The organism is Brachyspira murdochii DSM 12563, from assembly GCF_000092845.1.
Lineage (GTDB): Bacteria > Spirochaetota > Brachyspiria > Brachyspirales > Brachyspiraceae > Brachyspira > Brachyspira murdochii.
On the sequence record NC_014150.1, the window covers coordinates 2,150,586 to 2,174,216 of the forward strand.

Genomic DNA, 23,631 nt, shown 5'->3' on the forward strand with positions numbered 1-23,631 from the left:
CGCAACGAAGTAAGGGTATAGTCGAATACTGTGGGAAGGTGCCACGAAGTGTACCAGTAGGGTAAAGCTCGTAGGCTGGAATGCCCCCGACCGTAGGGAGTGCGTAGCTAGGCGAGTAGTTGCAAAATGTGCGGTTTGGGTGTATTGTATGTAAAAATATAATTTGGGGGGATTTTATTTTATGGATAAGCACAGCACAGCACAGCACAGCACAGCACAGCACAGCACAGCACAGCACTTTAAACTATTCTAATAATTATGTCAACTCTGATTTTAAAAATCAGTCATACGAAAAAATACTTTCTCTAATTAAAAAATTTAAATCTAATTATTCTCAATACACTAATAAAAATTATAATGAAACAGAAACTAGAAGGGATTTTTTGGATCCGTTTTTTGAGGCGTTCGGCTGGGACGTGGCTAATAGGGCGGGTAAGTCTCAGACTTATAGAGATGTTATTCATGAGGATAAACTCAAGGTGGGTAAAGAAACAAAGGCTCCTGATTATGCTTTTCGTATTGGGGGGAGCAGGGTTTTCTTTGTGGAGGCGAAAAAGCCAGGGGTTAATCTTAAAGATGACAGTCTGCCTGCTTTTCAGCTTAGGAGGTATGGCTGGAGTGCCAAGCTGGGTATTAGTTTTCTTACTGATTTTGAGGAGCTTGCTATTTATGACTGCACTAGAAAGCCTAGCATAAATGATAAGGCTTCTACTGCTAGGATTGAGTATATTCATTTTGAGGATTATTTAAAAAGGTTTGATTTTCTTTATGAGATACTTAATAAAGAGAGTATTGAGCAGGGTTCGCTTGAAAAATATATTGCTGGGAGTTCAAACAAAAAAGGTACTGAAAGCGTTGATATTGATTTTTTAAGCACGCTTGACAATTTGCGTACTAAACTTGCTTCTAATATATCTAAATTAAACAAAGATTTGTCTGTAAGGGATTTGAATTATGCGGTTCAGCAGATTATTGACAGGATTATATTTTTGAGGGCGGCTGAGGACAGAGGCATTGAAGAGTATGGGGATTTAAAAAGGACATGCGATAATAAGAATGAGAATTTTTATAGTAATCTTTTGGGGATTTTTAAAAGGGCTGACGGTAAATATAATTCGGGGCTTTTTGATTTTGCCAAAGACACTATAAGCGGTAATATAGAGATAGACAATAAGGTGATAAAGGAGATTATTAATGAGCTTTATTATCCTTTGAGTCCTTATGAGTTTTCTGTGATATCGGTTGAGATAATGGGGAATGCTTATGAGCAGTTTTTGGGTAAGACTATCACTATAGGGAGGAATCATAGTGCGAAGATAGAATTAAAACCAGAGGTGCGTAAGGCTGGAGGGGTATATTATACGCCTGAGTATATAGTTGATTATATAGTGGAGAACACGGTTGGTGAGGCTATAAGGGGTAAGAAGCCAGAAGAGATTGCGAATATAAAGATATTGGATCCTGCCTGCGGCAGCGGAAGTTTTTTGCTTGGGGCGTATAAATATTTACTTAATTATCATATTGAATATTATAATAAGATAAAGGACAGGGCGAAGTTTAAGGGGTCGAAAGAAGATGTAATAAAAGAGAATGGGGATTTGACAATTTGGATAAAGAAGCAGATATTACGCAACAATATATTTGGGGTGGACATAGACAGCAATGCGGTTGAGGTAACGAAATTATCGCTTCTTATGAAGTGTTTGGAGGGGGAGAGTCCTGCGTCAATACAGAACAATCAGGATTTATTTAATGAGCGGGCTTTACCGTCATTGGAGGATAATATAAAATCTGGAAATTCTTTAATAAACAGTAATTTTAATAGTGAGGGAGAGCGTTTATTTGCATCTGATGAAGATACACAATATAAAATAAAATGCTTTAGTTGGGATAAAGAATTTTCAAGTGTAATTAAAAAAGGAGGATTTGATATAATTATTGGAAATCCGCCTTATGTAAAAGAGTATACAGACAGAGAAAGTTTTGAGAATGTAAAAAAAGGAAATTTATCTAAATATTATCAAGGTAAAATGGATTTATGGTATTTCTTTGTTTGTTTTGGTTTGGATATTTTAAAAGAAAATGGAAAACTAGGATTTATTGCTCCTAATAATTGGATTACAAATGCAGGGGCGTCTATATTAAGAAATAAAGTTTTAACAGATTCAAAAATTTTAAAATATGTAGACTTTGGAGATTTTAGAGTTTTTCTTGAAGCTGGTATTCAAACAATGGTATTTATATTAAATAAAGAAAAAATTAATAAAGATTATGAAATTGATTATTATAAAATTTTAAATAAAAATATAGATGTTATAGATATAGAAAAATTTTTATTTGAAAATGAACCGTCAAACGATATAAGTCATATAAAAACCATAATATCAAAAGATAAAATGTTAAATAATTTAATAACATTTATTGATAGCAGTAAAGATAAAGTATTATCAAAAATAAAAGAGATGGGAAATTATTATTTTAAAGCGACTGATATAACAAACGGTATACATCATCATCATGACTATGTTGATAAAAATAGATTAGAAATATTAGGAAATGGATTTAAAATAGGTGATGGAATTTTTGTTATAAGTGATGAAGAAAAAAATGCATTAAATTTATCTAAAGAAGAATTAGAATTAATAAAACCTGCATACACTACAGAACAAATAAAAAGATATTATGCAGACAGTAATAATAAAGAATGGGTAATATATACAGATTCGACTTTTAAAGATGTAAATAAAATAAAAAAATATCCTAATATAAAAAAACATCTTGATAAATTTAAAAGTGTTATTACTTCAGACAATGCACCTTATGGTTTGCATAGAGCTAGAAAAGAGAATTTTTTTGTAGGTGAAAAAATAATATCTTTAAGAAAGTGTGCAAAAGAGCCAGCATTTACATATGTTGATTTTGATTCTTATGTTTCTGCTGCATTTTATGTTATAAAGCCAGAGGATATTGATTTAAAATATTTAACTGGTATTTTGAATTCAAAGTTAATAGCTTTTTGGTTAAGGAACAAGGGAAAAATGCAAGGGTCTAATTATCAAATTGACAAAGAGCCTCTCTTAAATATTCCAATTTGCAATACTGATAACGAAAATTTAAAAAACAAGTTAATTAATCATGTTAATGAGATGATAGAATGTAATCAAAGGCTTATAAATGAAAAAAATCCTGACAGTATCAATCGCATTAAAAATGATATTGCAGATATTGATTCCTTTATTGATAAAACTGTTTATTCTATTTATAATATATCGGAGGAAGAAAGAAAGATTATAGAAGGGGATTAAATGGAAAGAAGAAAAAGATTAAAAAATAAAATGGAGTGCCATTTTACTATATCTGTTATAGGAAATAACTTAGTTTTTGATAAAGAAATTAGATATTTAAAGTCAATTCTTTTATATGCTGATAGAATTAATATACTAAGTTTTTTATTATCGATTGGTAAAAAAATTTTATCTGCTCAGAATATTACCAATGGTTATCATGGAATAGAATATTTAAAATTTTTGAAAAATTTTTATAAAGAAATTGGAATGCCAATTTATAAAGATATGGAAAAATTCTTGAATTCTCTTACTAAAGAAGATATTAAACATTTTAAAAATAATGTAATGCCTAAAGAAGTTGAAGATTCTTTTAAAGAAGTTTATTTAGACGCTATTAAAATATTTGGAGAAGATGAGGTAAATACTATAGATAAACTAATTAATAAAAATATTCTTAAAATAATAAATATTAAAAATAATCCTAATAATAATATTAATGAATATTTTATTGAATATTATAATGAAATAAAAAATTATATAAAAAAATCTTATCCATTATTTGATGAAGAATCAAATAATTTTATTTTATCTATGTCCGAGTTAGGAATATTTGATTTATCCAATATTAACAAAAAGAATATTCGACATGCATCATTTGTTGATAAGACTATATTAATGTTGCCTAGTTTTGATTTTTTAAAAGTAGATGAAATTTTAGATATAAAAAAATCTTTAATAAAACATATAGATAGATTTAGAGGTAGTATGTTAAAATATACTGATGAAATAAATGCTATGCCTTGGGATAGAGATTTTGAAAATGAGTGTTATTCAATATATAGTAAATATATTGCTCCTGCTATAGAAGAAATAGATGAATTAACAAAGGAGAATTCATTTATAAAAAATTTAGGTTTGAATTTTTTAAAAATAGATTTAAAAACGGATACATTACCATTATTAGGAATTGGATTAGCACAATCAGGTATGTTAAATAATGTTTTTGACTTTTGTTCTCAAAATGTTCAATTAATCACATCTATTGGATTATATGCTTTAAATAAATCAGGTGCCGCATTAAAAGAAAAAATAGAAAATGATAGAAAAATAAGAAAAAAAGATTTATATTTTTATTATAAGGCTGGTAAATTTATAGAGAATAGACTTAATTAATTTAATATAGGGTAATAAACCGCACATATAGTTGGCGTTTGATAAGTTAAAGCGATACCGTGCGGGTAGGTGCTACAGCTCGTAGTAGGTAATGGTTTTTACGAGAGCCAGTCGGTGCTTGATTTTGACGAGGAGACGCAGTATAAAATAAATTGTTTTGATTGGGAAGATGAGTTTAAAAGCGTTTTTAAAGCGGGCGGTTTCGATGTGGTGATAGGCAACCCGCCGTATGTATTTGTGAAATATGTTGATTGGGCTAATGATGTAAAAGATTATTTTTCTTCAAATTATGATATTACAAATAAAGAGAATAAGAGTAAATCAAATCAATCTGGAAAAATTAATTTATATACTTTGTTTATATTTAGGGCTATTAAATTATTAAAAGAGAATGGAGTATTTAGTTTTATAGTTCCAAATGGATTATTAAGAACAACAACTTATGATATGGCTAGAAAATTTATATTGGATAATTACCATATAGATTTTATTGCTGATTTGAAGGACGGAGTTTTTAAAGGAGTTACAGCCCCTACAATAATATTTAAATTTTCTAAATCTCGTTCAAACGATGATACTAAAATTATAGATGCAAATTGTTTAGTTGATGGTTTTGTTAATGAAAGTAAATGCCATTATATAAATCAGTCTGTTTTTTTAGAAAATACAAGCTATACATTTAGTATATTTTCTAATCCAGAAGAAACAACTCTATTTAAAAAAATGGAATCAAACAATAAATATTTTGGAGATATTACTTCTCAAATAATAGAAGGTATAGTTTGTAAAAAAGAACAAATATTATTAGAAAAATCTAATGATCCTTTATGTAGAAAATTTCTTGAAGGTAAAAATATAAAAAAGTATAGGATAGATTTTAATAATAAATATATTATTTTTGATAGAAAAAAATTACATAGAGCTAGACCCGATGAAGTTTGGAATAGTGATAAAAAAATTATTACTCAGCGTATTAGCGGAGGATTACACCCTATAGTTGCAGCACTTGATACAGAAAATATTCATTTGCTTCAACAAATTTAATTTTAATAAAAGATGATTTTAGAGATGTTTATAGTTATGAATTAATATGTGCATTATTGAATTCTAAATTAATTAATTTTTATTATGTGAAGAATTTTACTAATGCTTCTACATTGACCGTGAATATTTCTAAAACTTTTTTAGAGAAAATTCCATTGCCTTTAATAGATTTAAACAACAAACAGGACAAGGAAATGCATGACAAGATGGTTGCTTTAGTCGACAGTATCATTGCTTTAAACAAAAAATTATCCTCCGAGAAAAATCCTAATACCGTTACCATGCTTAACAGGCAGATTAATGCCGTTGACAAGCAGATTGATTCTTTAGTCTACAAGTTGTATAATTTGAGCGATGAGGAGATTAAGATTATTGAGGGTGAGTAATGGAAGATATTAATAAAGTATATTTAAAAAAAATATTATCCAATATAAATAATCGTATTGATATTGCTGATTATTATTATAGTTTTAAAAATGAAATAATAAATAATAATAGATTTTTTCCTAAACATAAGATTATTGATGTTTTAAAAGAAAGTTATAAAAATAATATTTTTATTTTAGAAAAAGGTAGTACTTTATATCGTAGTAGAATATATACATTGCCATTATCACCTGATTTTTTAAATGATAATGCTTATAGTGGATATGATGCTGAAAATTCTCTAGCCCCTAAAAATAAAAATATAATTAGAGCAGGTAGAGCTAATCCAGAAAAGATAGGTTATTTATATCTTTCTGAAGATGTAGAAACTAGTATTAAAGAAATACGTCCAAACATAAAAAGTAGAATAAGTGTAGCCACAGTAGAAATATTGAAAGATTTTAAATTATTTGATATTTCAAATTTAAATCAAAATATAAAAGAATTTGAAGCTTTAAATTTTGGTTTTTCTTTACCTGTATCAAATGAAATTGATTATATACCTACTCAATATATATCGGAATTGTTAAAGAATATAGGATTTGATGGAATTCAATTTAATAGTTCGTTAAATAAAAATAAAAAAAATATAACTTTATTTAATTATGAAAATAATGTTAATATACAATTTATTAAATCTGAATTATATTTTGTAAACGATATTAATGTTGATTTTGTTAATTTAAATAATATGCAAAATATGATTAATGATATTTTCAAAGAATTAATGTCTGATAAAGAAATAAATATTATTGATGGGGAGTAAATGGAAAATAAAAAAATAGTTTATTTTGATAAAAATATATTCAGTCAATTAAAAAGCGGATGTCAATCTGAAGATGATAATAAAAAAATTGAAAGTATAAAAAAATTGGAAAAAATAATTAATTCAAAAAGTAATTTTTTATATGTATATTCTGATGCTCATATTTTTGATTTACAAAATGATGATACTAACAAGAAAGAAGAAGATTTTGAATTTATGAGTCAAATAGTTGATAATAATTTTATATATTATGATGTGAATAAAAATCAATATATTCTTACAAATAAAAGTATAATAGAATGTTTTAATAATACTATAAAATTTAATTCTATATATGATAAATTAAATTTTAATAATCTCACAGAAAGTTTTTTAAATGTTTTCCCAAAGATAACTGACGAAAAAATTGAAGATGATTTAAAAAATTATTTAGATCTTTTGCAAATATTTCTTAATTTTAAAATTCCAACTAAGGATTTTTTTAAAGATTATTCAGAAGATATTTTAGATTTAATCCCAAATGAAATTAAAGAAAAAAATTATATAAGCTATGCTGAATTACTGTCAATTTTTCTCAATGAATTTAATAATGAAATAAAAGATGATAAATTATACAAAGATAAGAAAAGAAAATTCAAGGAATGTTTTAATAAATTAGATATTGAAGAAAAACAAAAGATGTTAATTCAACTAGATGAATTTGTAAAAAATTTAAAATTTAGTCCATATGCTAATGCTATTGCACCATATATTTTATCCGATATGATTAATGATAACTTATCTGAAAAAAAAGTTAAATTTCGTAATATGAATATTGATGCTCAACATTCTAATTTTGTAAAAGTTGTAGATTATTTTGTTACTAATGACAATGGGTTATATAAAAAATCTAAAGAGCTTTATCCTGATAGTAACATTTTAAAACTAGAAGAATTTTATGAAATACTTATTTAATATAATAAGATAAATTTAGAAAATGGATTTTATTTTATATTTATATTAGTCTTATTTTTTACGTTAATTTTTTGTTTGATGTTGGGTAATCAGCCGCACCTACATTTTACTGTCCTTAATATTAAGATATACGGTGCGGGGAGGTGCTACAGCTCGTAGGCGGGAATACCCCCGACCGTAGGGAGTGCGTAGCTAGGCGAGTAGTGGGAGGGTGAGTTTAAAAGCGTTTTTTGCATGGGGCGGTTTCGATGTGGTGATAGGCAATCCTCCGTATGTAAGAAATAGAGAACTAGATGAAAAACAAAAAATGTATTTTAATTCTTTTTATAAAAGTGCTGATGGTCAGTATGATTTATATCAATTATTTTATGAAAAGGGAATTAATATATTAAAAGAAAATTCTATTTTAGGGTATATTACTTCTAATAAATTTACTATAGCTAGTTATGGTAAAAAATTAAGAGAATACATTTTAGATAACTGTATTATAAAACAAATAATAGATGTTTCTATGATTAATGTATTTAAAAAAGTTTCTACATATCCATATATAATTATATTAGAAAAAGATAAAGAAAATATTGATAATATCATAAAGTATAAAAAAGTTTTAACTGAAGAAGAATTGTTAAAAAATAAATTAGAATGCATAGAACAAAAAAGTTATTTAAATGATGAAAATAAAAATTTTATTTTAAGGAAAATTCCAGATTTTTTTGTTAAAATTGATAGTATGTCTTTAAAATTGGGAGATATAGCAACTATAAAAGAAACTATACACACAGGAAATGTAAGAGAAAAGCTAATAATAAATGAGTACATTAATAATAAGTGTAAAAAAGTACTATTTGGTAAAAATGTACACAGGTATAGCTTTGAATGGACAGGTTTTTATGTTAATTATGATAAATCATTAATAGATAAATCTAAAAAAGAATATGGTAATTTATGCGAAGAAAAATACTTTGAAAATCCTAAAATTTTATTAAGAGATATCTCTAAAAGACCAGATGCTATTTTTGATAATGAAAAATATTATTCTGTTAATACATTATATTCTATACAGTTTGTAGATGGAATTGAATATAATTATTTATATCTATTAGGAATACTAAATTCAAATTTAATAGCATTTTATTTTAGAAATAAATTTGAGGAGGCTCATGTAAGTGGAGGATATTTAAGATTTAAAAAAATATATACTTCATTATTACCAATAAAAAAATTAGATTTAAACAACAAACAAGACAAGGAAATGCATGACAAGATGGTTGCTTTAGTGGATAGTATCATAGCTCTAAACAAGAAGTTATCCTTCGAGAAAAATCCTAACGCCGTTACTATGCTTAACAGGCAGATTAATGCCGTTGACAAGCAGATTGATTCTTTAGTCTACAAGTTGTATAATTTGAGCGATGAGGAGATTAAGATTATTGAGGGGTAGCTTCTTTGTAAAGAAAGCAAACTTTTCTCCGTTCTTTTTTGGTGTCAAAAAAGAACCAAAAAACATTTCTTTTGTGGCACAGGCAAAGCCCGCCTACGGAAAGAAACAAAAAGCATTTACAAAATAATAAACTATCTTTTTAATAGAGATAGTTTATTATTTTCTTTTTTCTAAAAAAAGAAACAAAAAAGTTTTTATTAAATTTATGGCTTGGGCTGTTAGCCCTTGTTTACATATATAGGGTATATATAGTGGGTTGATAATTTTATATATAAATTTATAATTTGAGCGATGAGAAAGTGAGGATTATAGAGGTGGATTAAATGGAATTATAAGAGGTTTTTTATTTTCTATAAATATGTTTTAATATAAAATTGTGGAGTTTGATATGGTAATTAGAGATAAGATAATTTTACTTTTAATATTATCAAATTTTTTTAAAGAAAAAAATCAAAAATAAATTTTTATTATTAGAGCCATTAATTTTTTATTTTTTGCAAAATGAAGTAGAATATACTAGAGCTAATTTACTTAATTTATTGAAAGAATTTTATTTAGAGGATAATATAATTAATAATTTATTAGAATATTTTACAAGTCATAAATCAATAGACTATAACAGATATAATGATACATATAAATTAAATGATAATATTCAATATTTGAATACTATGCTTGTAAAAGCCAATACAGATTGGATAGAATTTTCTAATGATGCAAAAAATATTATTGAAAAAAATAATTTAGTTAATATTAATAATTTAAATTTTGATGAATCTTTTTTCTTTTATTTTTATAACGTATTTGATAATAATATTATAAATAATAATGACGAAACTAATCTTGATATTTCTCTTATAATAGAAGATATAAAAAAAGAGCATGGTAGTAATAATAAATATTTTGATATAATAGAAAATATTATTAATGGTATAGCCATAATAAAGTCTATATCTTATATACAAAGTGAAAATAAAAATATAGTTAAAATATATCTTGATAATGTTTTTGTTTGTAACATATTAGGTTGGTGTGATAATATTAGGCATAAGAATAGTTTATCTATAATCCATTATTTAAAAAATAATGGATTTGTTATAAAAATACATAGAGAAACATTGGAACTTGTTTATATTAATGTTTCAAAATATATTTCCGCTAAAAATAACAATAGAAATATTAAAGTAGGTACTTTATATCATTATTTGCAATCACCAGATCCAAAAAATAGTTATTTAAATGTAAATAAACTACCATTATCAAACGTTAAAGATAATATAATAAAAAAATTAAAAGATAATTACATAGAAATAGATACTGATTATTTAGATATAAAAATAGATTATTTAGATCCTTTATATAGTAATATTGATTATAAAAGACAACTAATGTATAGAAAAAAACAGCAAGGTATTGAATTTGGAGAAATAGAAATATGGCCGTCTAAAGAACAAACTGATTATGACTATAAAATTATTAAATATTATACTGAAAAAAATAATAAATTAATTTCTAGTGATATTGTTTTAGATGAATTATTTTTAACATATCAAAGTGCTATTTTTGGATCACTTTCATATAATCAAAATGAATATATATATTCATATATAATGTGGATAAAACAATTTATAAAAATATCTGTATTGGATAATATATTGCATAATATAACATCAAATATAAGTTTATATAAAGGTTTGATTTTTGATTATTTTAATAATATATTATCTAATGAAGTAATTGAGAAACTTCATGATATAATTAATAATCAAAATATATCTAATGATGATAGAAAAATGATATTAGGATTTGCTGCTGATAGTAATCATTGGAAAGATATTATTATAAATGAACCAGAAGAAATTATTAATAGTATAAAAGAGCAAGATGATAAAATAGAAGAATTAAAAAAAATTAATAAAGAACTAAATTGCAGTATGAATGAATTAAAAGAACAGAATGAAAATCATATATTAGAATATAATAATAAAATAATTGAATTATCTGGTCAAATAACTGAACAAAATACAAAAACAGATAAGTTAACTTTAGATGTATCTAAAGCTAATAAAACTGCTAAAAAAGCAGAATTAAAAACTAGAAAATATTTGTTTATAATGAAATTAACACTATTTTGGGTAGTAGCTATTGTATTATTTACAGTTGTTTTTTTACTACAAAATAATATTCTCAAAATAGAAAATACATTATTAAAATATATATTTGAATATATTTGGGGTATAATATCATTCTTTTTGACAATAAAAGAGATTATAGGATATTTTAAAGATAAAAAAAGTATTTTAAAAAGGTATGATGATTTATCTAAATAATATTAATTAACTCATTTTCTAAATGTAAGTTATACTGATTTTTATAAATTTATTGTTTAATGTTGGGTAATCAGCCGCACCTACATTTTACTGTCCTTAATATTAAGATATACGGTGCGGGAAGCCCCTACGGCGAGTAGTCAGCCGCACGTACATTGTACTATCCGTAAGGGGTTGCGTTGCCGTGCGGAATGCCCGTATGGCGAATACTCAGTCGCACGTACAGAGGTCTGTCCGTAAGGGGTTAGCGTTGCCGTGCGGAATGCCCGTATGGCGAATACTCAGTCGCACGTACAGAGGTCTGTCCGTAAGGGGTTAGCGTTGCCGTGCGGAATGCCCGTATGGCGAATACTCAGCCGCACGTACATTGTACTATCCGTAATGGTAAGCGATACCGTGCGGAATGCCTCTACGGCGAGTAGTGCGGGAAGGTGCTACAGCTCGTAGTAGGTAATGGTTTTTACGAGAGCCATCTCGATTTGGACGATGACACTTTATATAAAATTAACTGTTTCGATTGGAATTCAAAGTTTAGGGATATTATGAAAGCAGGCGGGTTTGATGTAGTGATTGGAAACCCTCCTTATGTGAAAATTCAAACAATGGCGGAATCAAGTCCATTAACTGTAGAGGCATTAAAGCAAACATATAAAAGTGCAAGCAGTGGAAGTATAGATATTTATTTATGTTTTGTTGAAAAAGCTCTTCAATTATTGAAGCCTACAGGTGAAATGGGATATATTTTGCCAAATAAATTTTTTGAAGGAGATATGGGAGAAAATTTAAGAAATATTATAGCTACTAAAAAGGCTTTGAAAAAAGTTGTATATTTTGGAGCAAATCAAATATTTGATAATGCTACAACATATACTTGTTTATTATTTTTGAGCGGAAGCGAAAGAGAGAATTTTGAATTGTTCAGATTTTATAAAGATGAAAATATAGAAGAGGCATTGCAAAATGCAGAATTTGTAGAGCTTCCGATTTCATTAACTAATGAAGAAAAATGGAATTTCCATAGTAAAGATATACTCAATATATTAAATAAATTAAAATCTATGCCTATAAAATTAAAAGATTTGACTAGAAAAATATTTCAGGGTATAGCAACAAGTGCAGATGATATTTATATTTTGCATGGAGGAGAAGAAAATAACGGAATTGTTAAAACTTATTCTAAATCATTAGATAGAGAAATTGAAATAGAAGCAGATATTTTAAAAAAGTTTTTAGTAGGTAAAGATATTAAAAGATATGCTAATATTATACCAGATAAATGGATATTATTTCCGTATAAATTAAATGGAAATTCAGTTATTTTATATACAGAAAATGAAATAAAATCTCAATTTCCAAAGGCTTGAGAATATTTAAAAGAGAATAAAAAAGAATTAGAAAACAGAGAACATGGTAAATTTAAAAATACATGGTGGCAATATAGCAGACCTCAAAATTTGACAGAATTTGAATGTAAAAAGATTTCAATTCCTTATATGTCAGATAAACCGCAGGCTACTTGGGATAATGATTGTTTATATCATAATACTAAAATACACAGTATTTCATTTAAAGAAGATGTTAAATATAATCCTTACTATATATTAGCTTTAATTAATAGTAAATTATTTAATTTTTATATTTCTGCTACAGGTACAGTTTTTAGAGGTTGGTTTTTAGTGTTTAGTCCTAATTTTATTAATCCATTTCCTATAAAAGAGTTGGATTTGGATAATAAGCAAGACAAAGAAATTCATGATAAATTAGTTAATCTCGTCGACAGTATTATTGACTTAAACAAAAAATTAGCCTCTGAGAAAAACCCTAACACTATTGAAATGCTAAATAGTAGGATTGAAATAATAGATAAGAAAATCAATTCTATTGTGTATGAGGTTTACAATTTAAATTCTCAAGAGATTGCTATAATAGAAGGTGATAACTAAAATTTAATAACTCGGCAGGTTCTTTTTTATGGGCTTGTCGGGTTATTACTAAAAGTTAATATTATTTTATTGACATATATTTTATTTATGTTATAGTATTTAGTGTAATTACACTAAATACTATATTGTTATAAAGGATAAAATAAATGGAAAAAAATGGTGGAGAAATAATAAGGGAACTAAGATTAAAAAAAGGTTTAACTATTAAAGAGGTTGCTGAAAAAATAGGAGTTCACTATGTATTTTTAAGTAGATTAGAAAGAAATCTGGAAAAACCTGCTGAAGATACAGTGATTAAATTGGCTAATTTATTAGAATATAAAAGTGATGTAAATATATTAATAGCATCATTTGGTAGGGTGCCAAAAAGCATCGAAAAAATAATATTAGATGATCCAGAGTTAATTAATCAGTTACCACAATTTTATAAAAATGTGAAAAGGAGAAAAAATAATAAATGAAAAAAGATTATTCTCTTATAATAGAAATTTTAAATAGAAATTTAAAAAAATATAAAAAAATAGTAGGTTCAATAAGTTATCCATTTCCTATAGAAGATTACGCCTACAAAGTTTTTGGATTAGATATCCAATATGCAAATTTTGATGAAGAATTTTCAATGGAAGGTTTAGATGTAAAAATGATTTATGGTGCATTATATCCTGACGGTAAATATTTTTATGGTCAAGAAAAAGTTATATTAATTAATAATAATACAAATGATTTTTATATAGGTGATTTTCAGGTACCTAAAGAATATTATAAACCACAATCTGAAAGACAAACTATAGCACATGAAGTTGGTCATTATGCTGAATTTGATTATAAAAAAAATACGGATTTAAATTTATTTAACGATATAGAATATAATAAAGCACTTGATATATTTATAGATCCAGAAGTTTTTGCTAACATTTATGCTAGAAATTTATTAATGCCTAAAGAAGAAGTTTTTAAATTAAAATCTGAAATTCAAGGCACTATAGATATGTTAAACGATAGTATTTATTTCCGAGAAAAATTTGGTGTAACTCAGTTTATGTTAGAAGTTAGGTTAACAGAGTTAAAAATTCAATTTATAAATGGCTATTATATTAATAAAGTAAGAAGAACTAAAGGTAAAAAATATGAAGAAGAAGATTTATTAGAATTAATAAAATTATCTAAAAAATATGATATGAGACCTAATTATGGAGATGCAGCACAAATAGCTAATATATATAATAAACATACAAATCAAGATAGAGATGGTGCTTCTTTATATATGACTATATGGAGAATAAATCAAGGTAAATATGATAAATTTTATGAAAGTGTAACGGAGTCAAGATTGAGAGCATTAAGTGAGATTGCAAATACTAAGAAATGAAATATTAATGAATTTTTATTTAATTCTTTTGTTTGATGTTGGGTAATCAGCCGCACGTACATTGTACTATCCGTAAGTGGTTGCATTGCCGTGCGGAATGCCCCTACGGCGAGTAGTGCGGGAAGCCCCCGACCGTAGGGAGTGCGTAGCTAGGCGAGTAGTGGGAGGGTGAGTTTAAAAGCGTTTTTTGCATGGGGCGGTTTCGATGTGGTGATAGGCAACCCGCCGTATGAAACATCAAGGTCAGAGGGTATTGATAATATAATAAAAAATTACCTCAGAGATAATTATAAAACTTCAGAAGATAAATTTGATTATTATACATTTTTTATGGAAAAGTCCAGTATGTTATCAAAAAATGAAACAGGTATTGTATCACTGATAACACCAAGTACATATTTGATGAAACCTCTTTCTAAAAAAATTAGACAGTTTTTATTATTTAAACATAATATTTTGAGAATAGATGAATTCAAAGGTATGGTTTTTAAAGCTGTAGTTCCAACTTCTATAATTATTTTTAATAAAACTGATGAAGTGAATATTGATAATAAAATCAAGGTTAGATATAATATTTTTACAAGAGATGATTTTGATAATGAAGAGTTTAATTTAAAATATATAGTGCAGGATAGATTTAATAAAGAACCAGATTTTTATTTTAATATATATGCTGATGATAACTACTATAATATTTTAGAAAAAATAAATAAATTATATAATGTAGTAAAATTAGGTGAACTGTCAGAGATTTATAATGGAATACAAACAGGTAACGATAAAGAATATATCAGTATGGACAAAAAAAATAATAAATGGTTTCCTGTAATAGTTGGTTCAGATATCAATAGATATACTAAAACTTGGGGCGGTAAGTATGTTTATTATGTTCCAGAAAAACTGCATAGCAATACAAGAGAAAATATTTTTAAAACAAAAGAAAAAATTATTATAAGACAGACAAGTAATAAAATAATAGGTACTTATGATGATGAAAGTTTCTTTACACTTGCCAGTACTTTTATAATTAAACAATTTAATGAAGAAATTGATTATAAGGCTTTACTAGGTATTTTAAATTCTAAATTATTTTATTATTTATATGTTAATTTAAATAATGAACAAGGACGCGTTTTACCTCAAATTAAGAAAAAGCATATATTTAATTTACCTATTATAATTGGATATAGTGATGTACATAAGCAATTATCATCATTAGTTAATAGCATATTAGATTTAAATAAAAAATTGGCTTCCGAGAAAAATCCTAACGCCGTTACTATGATTAGTAGGCATATTAATGCCGTTGACAAGCAGATTGATTCTTTGGTGTATAAGTTGTATAATTTGAGCGATGAGGAGATTAAGATTATTGAGGGGTAGTAAATGGAACTATAAGAGGTTTAAATAAAATTATTACATTATTATAATCTATAATTTGTAAAGGAGTTATTATGATTACAGTATATAATAAAATAGGAACTTCAAATGAAAATCCCCCAAGTGGTTATAATACTTGGAAAGAATATTGGGAAGACAAAAAAGGAAGAAAATTTCAAAAGTGTTCTAATTTAGCATGTAATAATAATGCTGAGGTTGGGGCTCATGTTTATCCTAATTATTCTCATGATACGGTATATATAGTACCTTTGTGTAAAGAATGCAATTATACTTATAATCAATCACCTATGAATGTAGAACAAATAGATTTGCTTAGACTTAATCAGTAAATTATTGTTATATGATGAAATTATTGATAATATAACAGATTAAAGGATATAAAAAATAAAATTATTAAAGGTTTTCTTCCATAAATAATTATCTATTTAAATTTTTTAGGAGTTTTTATGTTGTCTGACTATTCTTTTCAATATAAAGAAGAAAAAATAAAATCTATAAAAGATGAAGTTAAAGAACTGCACCCTTTATTGAAAGATTTATTTTCAAAGATGGACGGTATAAAATATAGTGAATATACTCATGGAATAAATGAGTATGGCGCTGATTTCATTTTAGAAATTAAACATAGTACATTACCTAATGAAAGTATATATGTAGGGGTTATAGTAAAGTCAGGAAAAATAGAAAAAAACAAATTTCATAGTGACATTATACCTCAAATAAGAGATTGTTATTTACCAAAAAAAATAAATTCAGGTAGAACTAATATAACTATACAAGAAGTATGGGTAATTACTAATAGTACTTTTTCACATGGTTCTAAAGTAGTTATTAATGAATATTCAGAATTTAATGGTAAAAGAATAATTTTTTTTGAGTATAATAATTTAATAAAATTAATTGATAATTTTATTCCTGAATATTGGATGAATATATCATTAGAATTGAACTCTTATTTTAAAGAACTAAGAATACAATTAAAGAATGAAGATATTGCTAAATCTGTATTAACAATTCCAGGTAAAGAAAGTATATATATTAAACCAAGATTGATTCATAAATCTTTAAATATAAATGAACAGGATAATTTAAAAGAAAAATACAAAGAAGTAAATATAGATGATTTAATAAAAAGTGGTAAAATGACTATTATAGAAGCTCAAATGGGAGCTGGAAAATCAAAGTTATTGAGAAATATATGTTTACAGTATACTAATGTTGAAAAATTTAATACAGAAAACATACTACCTATATATATATCATTTAGTAAATTTGTCCTTGATTTTGATGGTAAAATAGGTAAATTATTAGATAGTCATAATATTTATAAAAATAATAATAAAACTAAATTTTTATTAATGATAGATGGTATGGATGAAGTTGTAATAGAAAAATTAAATGATATATTACATGATATAGAAAATTGGTGTAAAAATACAAAAGATTCAGTTTTTATTACAACTCGTTATAATAATTTTGCTGATTTTAATTTAAATGAAAATATTTCATATAAAGTTACAATAGCACCTTTAACCAGTAAAGAATTATTTAATTTTATAAAAACTTTATGTAATGATGTAGATAATAAATTACTTAATGATATACAAAGATCTCCATTAATGTTTGATTTGCCAAAAAGTCCTTTTGCAGCTATATTGTTGGCTCAATTATTAAATGAAAATTTATCAGATTTACCAATTAATCTTCCAGAATTATATAAAAAGTATATAGAATTAGTATTGGGAAGATGGGATTTTTATAAAGGATTAACAAAGAGTAGCTCAGATCAAAGAATATTAGAAAATATTTTGATGATATTATCTAAAAAATTAATAGAAAATAATATTGTAGAAATTAATGAAGATGTTTTTGACGAAATTATAAATACATATGTTAATTCCAGAAATTTACATTTTTCTTTAGAAGATATTAAAAGTGATTTAATAGATAAATCTAAAATATTATCTAGAAATAAACAGTTATCATCTATTATGTTCTCTCATAAAAGTTTTTTAGATTTTTTCTATGCTAAAAATTTATTTGAAAATGATAAACTAATTGTAGATAAGAAACTATTTAGTTTTTATTGGGCTAATATTTGCTATTTTTATATAGGTTTAAAGCTTGATTGTCCAGATATTTTAGAAAAATTAATAAATATTGCTCCAATAGATGAAGATTTAAGATTATTTAAGGCTATTAATCTTCCTAATTTTTTAATGGCTGGATATCATACACCATATAATATTATTGAAGATAATTTTTATAAGATTATGATAGAGATAGCCACTTTATTTAAAGATATAGTTGAAAACATAAATGGAAATTTTTCTTTTTTTAGAAGTGTTAGTGAAGTATTTTTATTATGGTTCTTTCAATCAGTTATAATAGATGAATTTTACTCATATAATTTTTTTAAGAAAGCTCTTGAAAAATCATTTTTAAGTTTAATAGAATATAAAGATAATGATGATATAAGAGCTTATTCAATGTTATTTTTATCTATTATTTCGTTAAGACTAAATGATACAAATATTCTTGAAAGTTTTTTATCAGAATATAAAGATCATATGCCTATACCTATACAAGTGATAATTGCTTACCATTCCGATTATATAGAAAAATTAAATTCAGGTAATAGTGAAGCATTACAAGGAATTAAAAAAAGGCTTAATAAAATGAAAAAATATATAAAGAGTTTAGATAAAAATTATAAAGAAAGTATTTTTAAAACAAGTATAAAAAATAGGATAAGTAAAAAATAGTTCTTTTGTTTAATATTGGATAATAAACCGCACTTACATTTTACTAGCCTCAAATTTAAGATATACGGTGCGGGAAGCCCGTATGGCGAATACTCAGCCGCACGTACATTGTACTATCTGTAAGGGGTTGCGTTGCCGTGCGGGAAGGTGCTACAGCTCGTAGGAGAATACTAAATAATATTATCTCTTATGTTCGGAAGTAAATTGTAAATAGAATCTCCTATTGTGCTTTCAAAATACGATTTTATTTCAAATACCTTCTTCCACCTTAAAACACTTTGAGGAAATGTACCATATCTTAAAGCTACATCTATAAATCTTTTTTCTAAAATACAAAAACCTGTAGATAAGGCAAGACTATCGCATAATTGTATAAGCAAATCATAATCATCATACACAGCATTACTTATAAACTCTTTCATAAAGTTGTAATCATCTTCTGGCATATCAAATTTTCCTATTGCAGTATTTATATCCTGTATCATAAATGCATGACTTATGCATATTTGAGCCAATTTATCCCAGCCATATTTAATGCAGTATTTGTAGCCATCTATTAAATGCCTCTCAGCACTTATTCCAGTGTATCTTCCTATGTCATGAAGAAGCCCAAATATGTAGGCATTATCTTCATCTAGTTTTTTGTTTTTAGAGTTTTTATTGTAGTGTGATGCTATTATTCTTGCAGCTTTGGCAGCGTATCTTGAGTGTTCAGCCCAAGGAGTAGGGTTTGATTTATACGCTTTATTTAATTCGTATTCAGCTCTTTCTAAATCTAGTATTTCCATATGTGTATTTTATAACTTTTTTCAAAAAATAAATAGTATAATTGGGAACTTTTATATTAATTTAACGTCTAATAAACAAAATAAGTAATAGGGTATCACTATGTTAAAAAAAATTATTTTGGCATTTTCTTCTATAATACCACTTTTTTTATTAAGTTCATGTTCTCCAGCATTTGACCATATGTTTCATAGACCTCCAGTTCCTCCTCATATGAGAGGATATATGATGTTTGGTCCTCATTTTGGTATTAACGGTGTACTTGGAATGATAATTAAAGTATTAATCATAGTTGCTTTAATCTTTCTTATAAAAATGCTATATAATAATAAAGATAAAAATAACAAAAAAGAATAGTTTTATATTTTAGACTTGTTTCAAAGGTATTTGAAAATATTATATATAAAATTTTAATAATTTATCAATTACAGAAACAGTGTTTTATATGTTGTACAAACTATTGTTTTAGTATATAAATATGCAGTCTTTAGCTGTCAAAGGAACTCAGAGCTGGCATGATTGTGTTCCGCAGCTATGATTAAAAAATATTAAATAAAAAATTTTAAGTATTAAGAAATTGAGTTTTGAAACAAGTATTTTGAAATTTATTGATAAAAGACTATTGAATATTTCTTAGAATTTAATATCATATTTGCGTAATATTTTATATGATATAAATTTGTAAAAAATAATGAAGAAATTTATTACTTTAATAGTAAGCAGACCCACAACAGTATTTGTTACACTCGTATCCATGTTCATAATTGGATTTATAAGCATATCAAGACTTAATATAAATTATCTCCCAGATATGGAGGTTCCTATTATCAGTATAAAAACAACATACGATAATGCAGGACCAGAAGAAGTAGAGAAATCGGTTACAAGAGTAGTAGAAAATGCAGTATCTTCTGTTAATAATGTAAAAACGATTAAGTCCAAATCAAAAGAGTCAGAGTCTAATGTAGAAATAGAGTTTAATTGGGGCACAGATTTGCAAACAGCATCTGATGATATAAGAGAAGCTATTGATATGATTCGCTCTTCACTTCCTGATGAAGCAGATAACCCTAATATATCAAAGTTTTCAAGTGATGCTACCCCTATAATGAATATAGCATTTTTCGGTACTGATAATTTATCATCGCTTTATGATTTAGTAGACAGTCAGATACTTACAAGATTAGAACAGGTTGACGGAGTGGCACAAACTGAAATAAGAGGCGGACTTAAAAAAATTATACGTGTTGATATAGATTTAAACAGACTAAATGCCTATTCTATAGATATTAATGATATAGTAAAAACTCTAGCATTGGAAAATCAGAATGTAGCAGGAGGCGAAACTTATGAGGGCGTTTATAAATATAATATAAGAACTACTGGTGAGTTTAAAACTGTAAAGGATATTGAAGATGTTGTTATAATGCTTAAAGATGAAATTTATCCAGTAAGGGTAAGAGATATAGCATATGTTCATGAGGATTATGAAGATGATTCTGAGATAGTGCGTATTAACGGACAAAAATCTTTAACTATTGCTGTTACAAAAGAGTCCGGAGGAAATATTATACAAATATCCAGAGATGTAGAAAAAAGACTTAATGAAATAATGCTTCCTTCTGGTATTTATTATCAGATATTGTTTAATAGTTCAGACACTATAAAAAACTCTATACGCAATGTACTTAATACAGTATGGCAGGGGGCTTTATTTGCTGTTATAGTTCTTATGATATATTTATGGGATATAAAAAGCGTATTTATTATAAGCATTTCTATACCAGTATCAGTAATAAGCACATTTATATTGATGTATTTTTTTGATATTACTATTAATGTTATATCGCTTTCTGGTTTAGTTTTGGGTGTAGGAATGATGGTAGATAATTCTATAGTTGTACTAGAGAATATATTTTATTATAATGATTATTATTCAAAATATGTACATGATAAAAGAAGCAGTATAATAAGTAATTTTAAAGCATCTATTTTGGGAGCAAGCGAGGTATCAATTGCAATAACCGCTTCTACTTTGACAAGTGTATGCGTATTTCTTCCGTTTCTATTTGTTCAGGGTGAAATGGGGCAGATGTTCAGTGATTTATGTATGACAGTTTCAATATCGCTTATATCTTCTCTTTTGGTTGCTTTAACTATAGTTCCTTTATTAGCTTCAAGACTTCATAAAGGCAATAGTAAAAGCAGAATTAATTTATTATTAAAGAGTTTGGAGAGTTTTTTTAATGATAAAATACATAGTAATGTAGAGAAGTTTTATTTAAGTATGCTTGCTATTGTAATAAAAAATAAAAAGAAATCATTTGCTTTAATATCTGTTTTATTATTTCTATCATTATTTTTATTATTAACAAATATAGGAAGAGAAGGCTATCCAGTATCAGATGAAGGAACAATAATTTCAAGATTAAGACTTCCAGTAGGTGCTAGGGTAGAGTTTACAGATATGTTTATACATAGAATGGAAAATGATATAGAAAGTGCTTTAAGTAATAATATGGCTTATTATGAGACTAGAGTGAGAACTGGAAGAAATGAACATCATGGAGAGGTGAGAGTAAAATTAATAGACAGAGAATACGGAAGGAAATTAGATATAAGCTATTATATAGAGATGATTAGAAACAGAGTAAATGGATATCCCGGACGTATAGAGCTTAATTCTGAAAATGTAGCTTTGGGTAAGCCTAAAGATTATAGTGCTATTGTTATAGAGCTTGTGGGAGATGATTTAGAAAGAGGTTATGATGTGGCTAGCAATATTATAGCGGCAGTAAATAAAGTTGACGGCATTAGAAATGTTTTGATAAAAGAAGATGATTCTAATCATGAATTGGTTTTTGATATTGACAGGGATTTGGTATCAAAAATGGGTATCAATATTAATACAGTTGCCAATATTATAAGAACTTCTTTCAGCGGAACAACTGCAAGTAAGATGACATTAGATAATTCTATATATGTAGATACTGATATAATAGTGCGTTTGGAAGATACAAACAGAGATAATGTTTCAAGTATTCAAAAGATGATGATACCTACAAAAAACGGCATAGTGCCTATTTCATCATTAGTAGATATACATAGAGGAACAGGTCCAATAGAAATAAACCGTAAGAATGATAAAAGAATTATAGAGATAAATGCTAGTTCTTTCGGAAGACCTATAAATGAAATTATAGAAGATATAAGAAAAGAGCTTAATAATATATATATACCAAGCGGGTTTTCTGTTAATTTTTCAGGCGATTATGAGGATATGCAGGAAGCATTTATTCAGCTTATTGTATCTTTAATAATGGCTTTGGTATTTGTATATGCCATTATAGCAGGGCAGTTTGAATCGTATATTACTCCTTTTGTAATATCTTTGGCAGTCCCTTTTGCATTATTTGGGGCTTTGATATTTCTTTATTTAGGCGGACAAACTTTAAATGTTTACAGCGGAATAGGTATAATAATGCTTGTAGGAATAGTAGTTAATAACGGAATAGTTTTGATAGATTATATGAATAAGGTTGTGCTTGAAAAAAATATAAGCTGGGACAGTGCTGCTTTGGAGTCATGCAAAAGAAGATTAAGACCAGTACTCATGACATCATTAACTACAATATTAGGTCTTCTTCCTATGATATTTGAAGTTGGAAATGGAAGCGAAATGTACCGACCTTTAGCTATAGCGGTTTGCGGCGGATTATTATTTTCTACTATGTTTACGCTTATAATAATACCTTCTGTATATTCTAGCTTTAGAAACAGATTTAATATAAAGATAAGAAACGATTAATTATATTTGTAATTTTTTTCTCACTCCCGCCCTTTAAAGTTTAAAATTTTATTCTGAAATAAAGATTTTCTTAATGCTTGTTACTTAATTAATAAAAGCACACCCGCCCAAGCGTTTATTAAATTTTAGGTATTT

General features: G+C 26.3%; 15 protein-coding genes and 2 pseudogenes. 16 read left to right on the plus strand and 1 reads right to left on the minus strand.

Translation table 11 applies throughout. The annotated features are described in order from the left end of the window. Positions 1-296: 296 nt before the first annotated feature. The 14 genes and pseudogenes from BMUR_RS09500 to BMUR_RS09565 all read left to right on the plus strand — a co-directional run bounded on the left by BMUR_RS09500 (position 297) and on the right by BMUR_RS09565 (position 18,902). Complete coding sequence (locus BMUR_RS09500) at positions 297-3,305, plus strand: Eco57I restriction-modification methylase domain-containing protein (RefSeq protein WP_148218338.1); 3,009 nt, start codon at positions 297-299, stop codon at positions 3,303-3,305. Further along, the gene (locus BMUR_RS09505; RefSeq protein WP_013114349.1) at positions 3,306-4,460 is read left to right on the plus strand and encodes a hypothetical protein; all 1,155 of its coding nucleotides are present in this window, start codon (positions 3,306-3,308) and stop codon (positions 4,458-4,460) included. A gap of 114 nt (positions 4,461-4,574) precedes the next feature. Continuing rightward, positions 4,575-5,602: pseudogene (locus tag BMUR_RS09510) on the plus strand (Eco57I restriction-modification methylase domain-containing protein); the annotation flags it as partial. Positions 5,603-5,698: 96 nt separating this feature from the next. After that, positions 5,699-5,890, plus strand: a complete 192-nt coding sequence (locus BMUR_RS15000) for a hypothetical protein (protein ID WP_244833541.1) — start codon at positions 5,699-5,701, stop codon at positions 5,888-5,890. After that, complete coding sequence (locus BMUR_RS09520) at positions 5,890-6,696, plus strand: RES family NAD+ phosphorylase (RefSeq protein ID WP_013114350.1); 807 nt, start codon at positions 5,890-5,892, stop codon at positions 6,694-6,696. Before BMUR_RS15000 ends, BMUR_RS09520 begins: the two co-directional genes overlap by 1 nt. After that, entirely contained in the window at positions 6,697-7,650 is a 954-nt protein-coding gene (locus BMUR_RS09525; RefSeq protein ID WP_013114351.1) for a hypothetical protein, read from the plus strand. A gap of 211 nt (positions 7,651-7,861) precedes the next feature. Continuing rightward, complete coding sequence (locus tag BMUR_RS09530) at positions 7,862-9,094, plus strand: Eco57I restriction-modification methylase domain-containing protein (RefSeq protein ID WP_013114352.1); 1,233 nt, start codon at positions 7,862-7,864, stop codon at positions 9,092-9,094. 494 nt (positions 9,095-9,588) lie between these two features. Beyond that, on the plus strand, positions 9,589-11,424 hold the full coding sequence (locus BMUR_RS09535; RefSeq protein WP_013114353.1) for a hypothetical protein: 1,836 nt from the start codon (positions 9,589-9,591) through the stop codon (positions 11,422-11,424). Between the two features lie 422 nt (positions 11,425-11,846). Next, a pseudogene (locus tag BMUR_RS15280) lies at positions 11,847-13,367 on the plus strand (Eco57I restriction-modification methylase domain-containing protein); the annotation flags it as partial. Between the two features lie 146 nt (positions 13,368-13,513). Continuing rightward, a complete protein-coding gene (locus BMUR_RS09545; RefSeq protein WP_013114354.1) occupies positions 13,514-13,828 on the plus strand; it encodes a helix-turn-helix domain-containing protein in 315 nt (104 codons plus the stop codon). Next, positions 13,825-14,736 (plus strand): ImmA/IrrE family metallo-endopeptidase, encoded by a 912-nt coding sequence (locus BMUR_RS09550; protein WP_013114355.1) that lies wholly within the window; start codon positions 13,825-13,827, stop codon positions 14,734-14,736. The genes BMUR_RS09545 and BMUR_RS09550 overlap by 4 nt, the downstream gene beginning before the upstream one ends. A gap of 168 nt (positions 14,737-14,904) precedes the next feature. After that, positions 14,905-16,119 (plus strand): TaqI-like C-terminal specificity domain-containing protein, encoded by a 1,215-nt coding sequence (locus BMUR_RS09555; RefSeq protein WP_013114356.1) that lies wholly within the window; start codon positions 14,905-14,907, stop codon positions 16,117-16,119. A gap of 71 nt (positions 16,120-16,190) precedes the next feature. Continuing rightward, positions 16,191-16,466, plus strand: coding sequence for a hypothetical protein (locus BMUR_RS09560; RefSeq protein WP_013114357.1), 276 nt, complete (start codon positions 16,191-16,193; stop codon positions 16,464-16,466). A gap of 117 nt (positions 16,467-16,583) precedes the next feature. Continuing rightward, positions 16,584-18,902 carry an NACHT domain-containing protein gene (locus tag BMUR_RS09565; protein ID WP_013114358.1) on the plus strand — a complete coding sequence of 773 codons (2,319 nt, stop codon included), beginning with the start codon at positions 16,584-16,586 and terminating at the stop codon, positions 18,900-18,902. Between the two features lie 170 nt (positions 18,903-19,072). Here BMUR_RS09565 and BMUR_RS09570 read toward each other — a convergent pair whose 3' ends face one another. Next, positions 19,073-19,690, minus strand: a complete 618-nt coding sequence (locus BMUR_RS09570; RefSeq protein ID WP_013114359.1) for an HD domain-containing protein — start codon at positions 19,688-19,690, stop codon at positions 19,073-19,075. A 100-nt stretch (positions 19,691-19,790) separates the two neighbouring features. On the opposite strand from BMUR_RS09570, the gene BMUR_RS09575 reads away from it, so the two are divergent. Together BMUR_RS09575 and BMUR_RS09580 are read left to right on the plus strand one after the other, a co-directional pair. Further along, complete coding sequence (locus BMUR_RS09575) at positions 19,791-20,045, plus strand: hypothetical protein (protein WP_013114360.1); 255 nt, start codon at positions 19,791-19,793, stop codon at positions 20,043-20,045. Between the two features lie 334 nt (positions 20,046-20,379). Further along, positions 20,380-23,496: an efflux RND transporter permease subunit gene (locus BMUR_RS09580; RefSeq protein WP_013114361.1), complete on the plus strand. Its 3,117-nt coding sequence runs from the start codon at positions 20,380-20,382 to the stop codon at positions 23,494-23,496. Positions 23,497-23,631: the final 135 nt, after the last annotated feature.

What these genes read in the sequence shown, in the direction of transcription:
- BMUR_RS09525 (WP_013114351.1), top strand. Translation starts at nt 6,697, where the DNA reads ATGGAAAATAAAAAAATAGTTTATTTTGATAAAAATATATTCAGTCAA.
- BMUR_RS09580 (WP_013114361.1), top strand. Translation starts at nt 20,380, where the DNA reads ATGAAGAAATTTATTACTTTAATAGTAAGCAGACCCACAACAGTATTT.
- BMUR_RS09545 (WP_013114354.1), top strand. Translation starts at nt 13,514, where the DNA reads ATGGAAAAAAATGGTGGAGAAATAATAAGGGAACTAAGATTAAAAAAA.
- BMUR_RS09570 (WP_013114359.1), bottom strand. Translation starts at nt 19,690, where the DNA reads ATGGAAATACTAGATTTAGAAAGAGCTGAATACGAATTAAATAAAGCG.
- BMUR_RS09505 (WP_013114349.1), top strand. Translation starts at nt 3,306, where the DNA reads ATGGAAAGAAGAAAAAGATTAAAAAATAAAATGGAGTGCCATTTTACT.
- BMUR_RS09565 (WP_013114358.1), top strand. Translation starts at nt 16,584, where the DNA reads ATGTTGTCTGACTATTCTTTTCAATATAAAGAAGAAAAAATAAAATCT.
- BMUR_RS09520 (WP_013114350.1), top strand. Translation starts at nt 5,890, where the DNA reads ATGGAAGATATTAATAAAGTATATTTAAAAAAAATATTATCCAATATA.
- BMUR_RS09560 (WP_013114357.1), top strand. Translation starts at nt 16,191, where the DNA reads ATGATTACAGTATATAATAAAATAGGAACTTCAAATGAAAATCCCCCA.
- BMUR_RS09550 (WP_013114355.1), top strand. Translation starts at nt 13,825, where the DNA reads ATGAAAAAAGATTATTCTCTTATAATAGAAATTTTAAATAGAAATTTA.
- BMUR_RS15000 (WP_244833541.1), top strand. Translation starts at nt 5,699, where the DNA reads ATGCATGACAAGATGGTTGCTTTAGTCGACAGTATCATTGCTTTAAAC.
- BMUR_RS09575 (WP_013114360.1), top strand. Translation starts at nt 19,791, where the DNA reads ATGTTAAAAAAAATTATTTTGGCATTTTCTTCTATAATACCACTTTTT.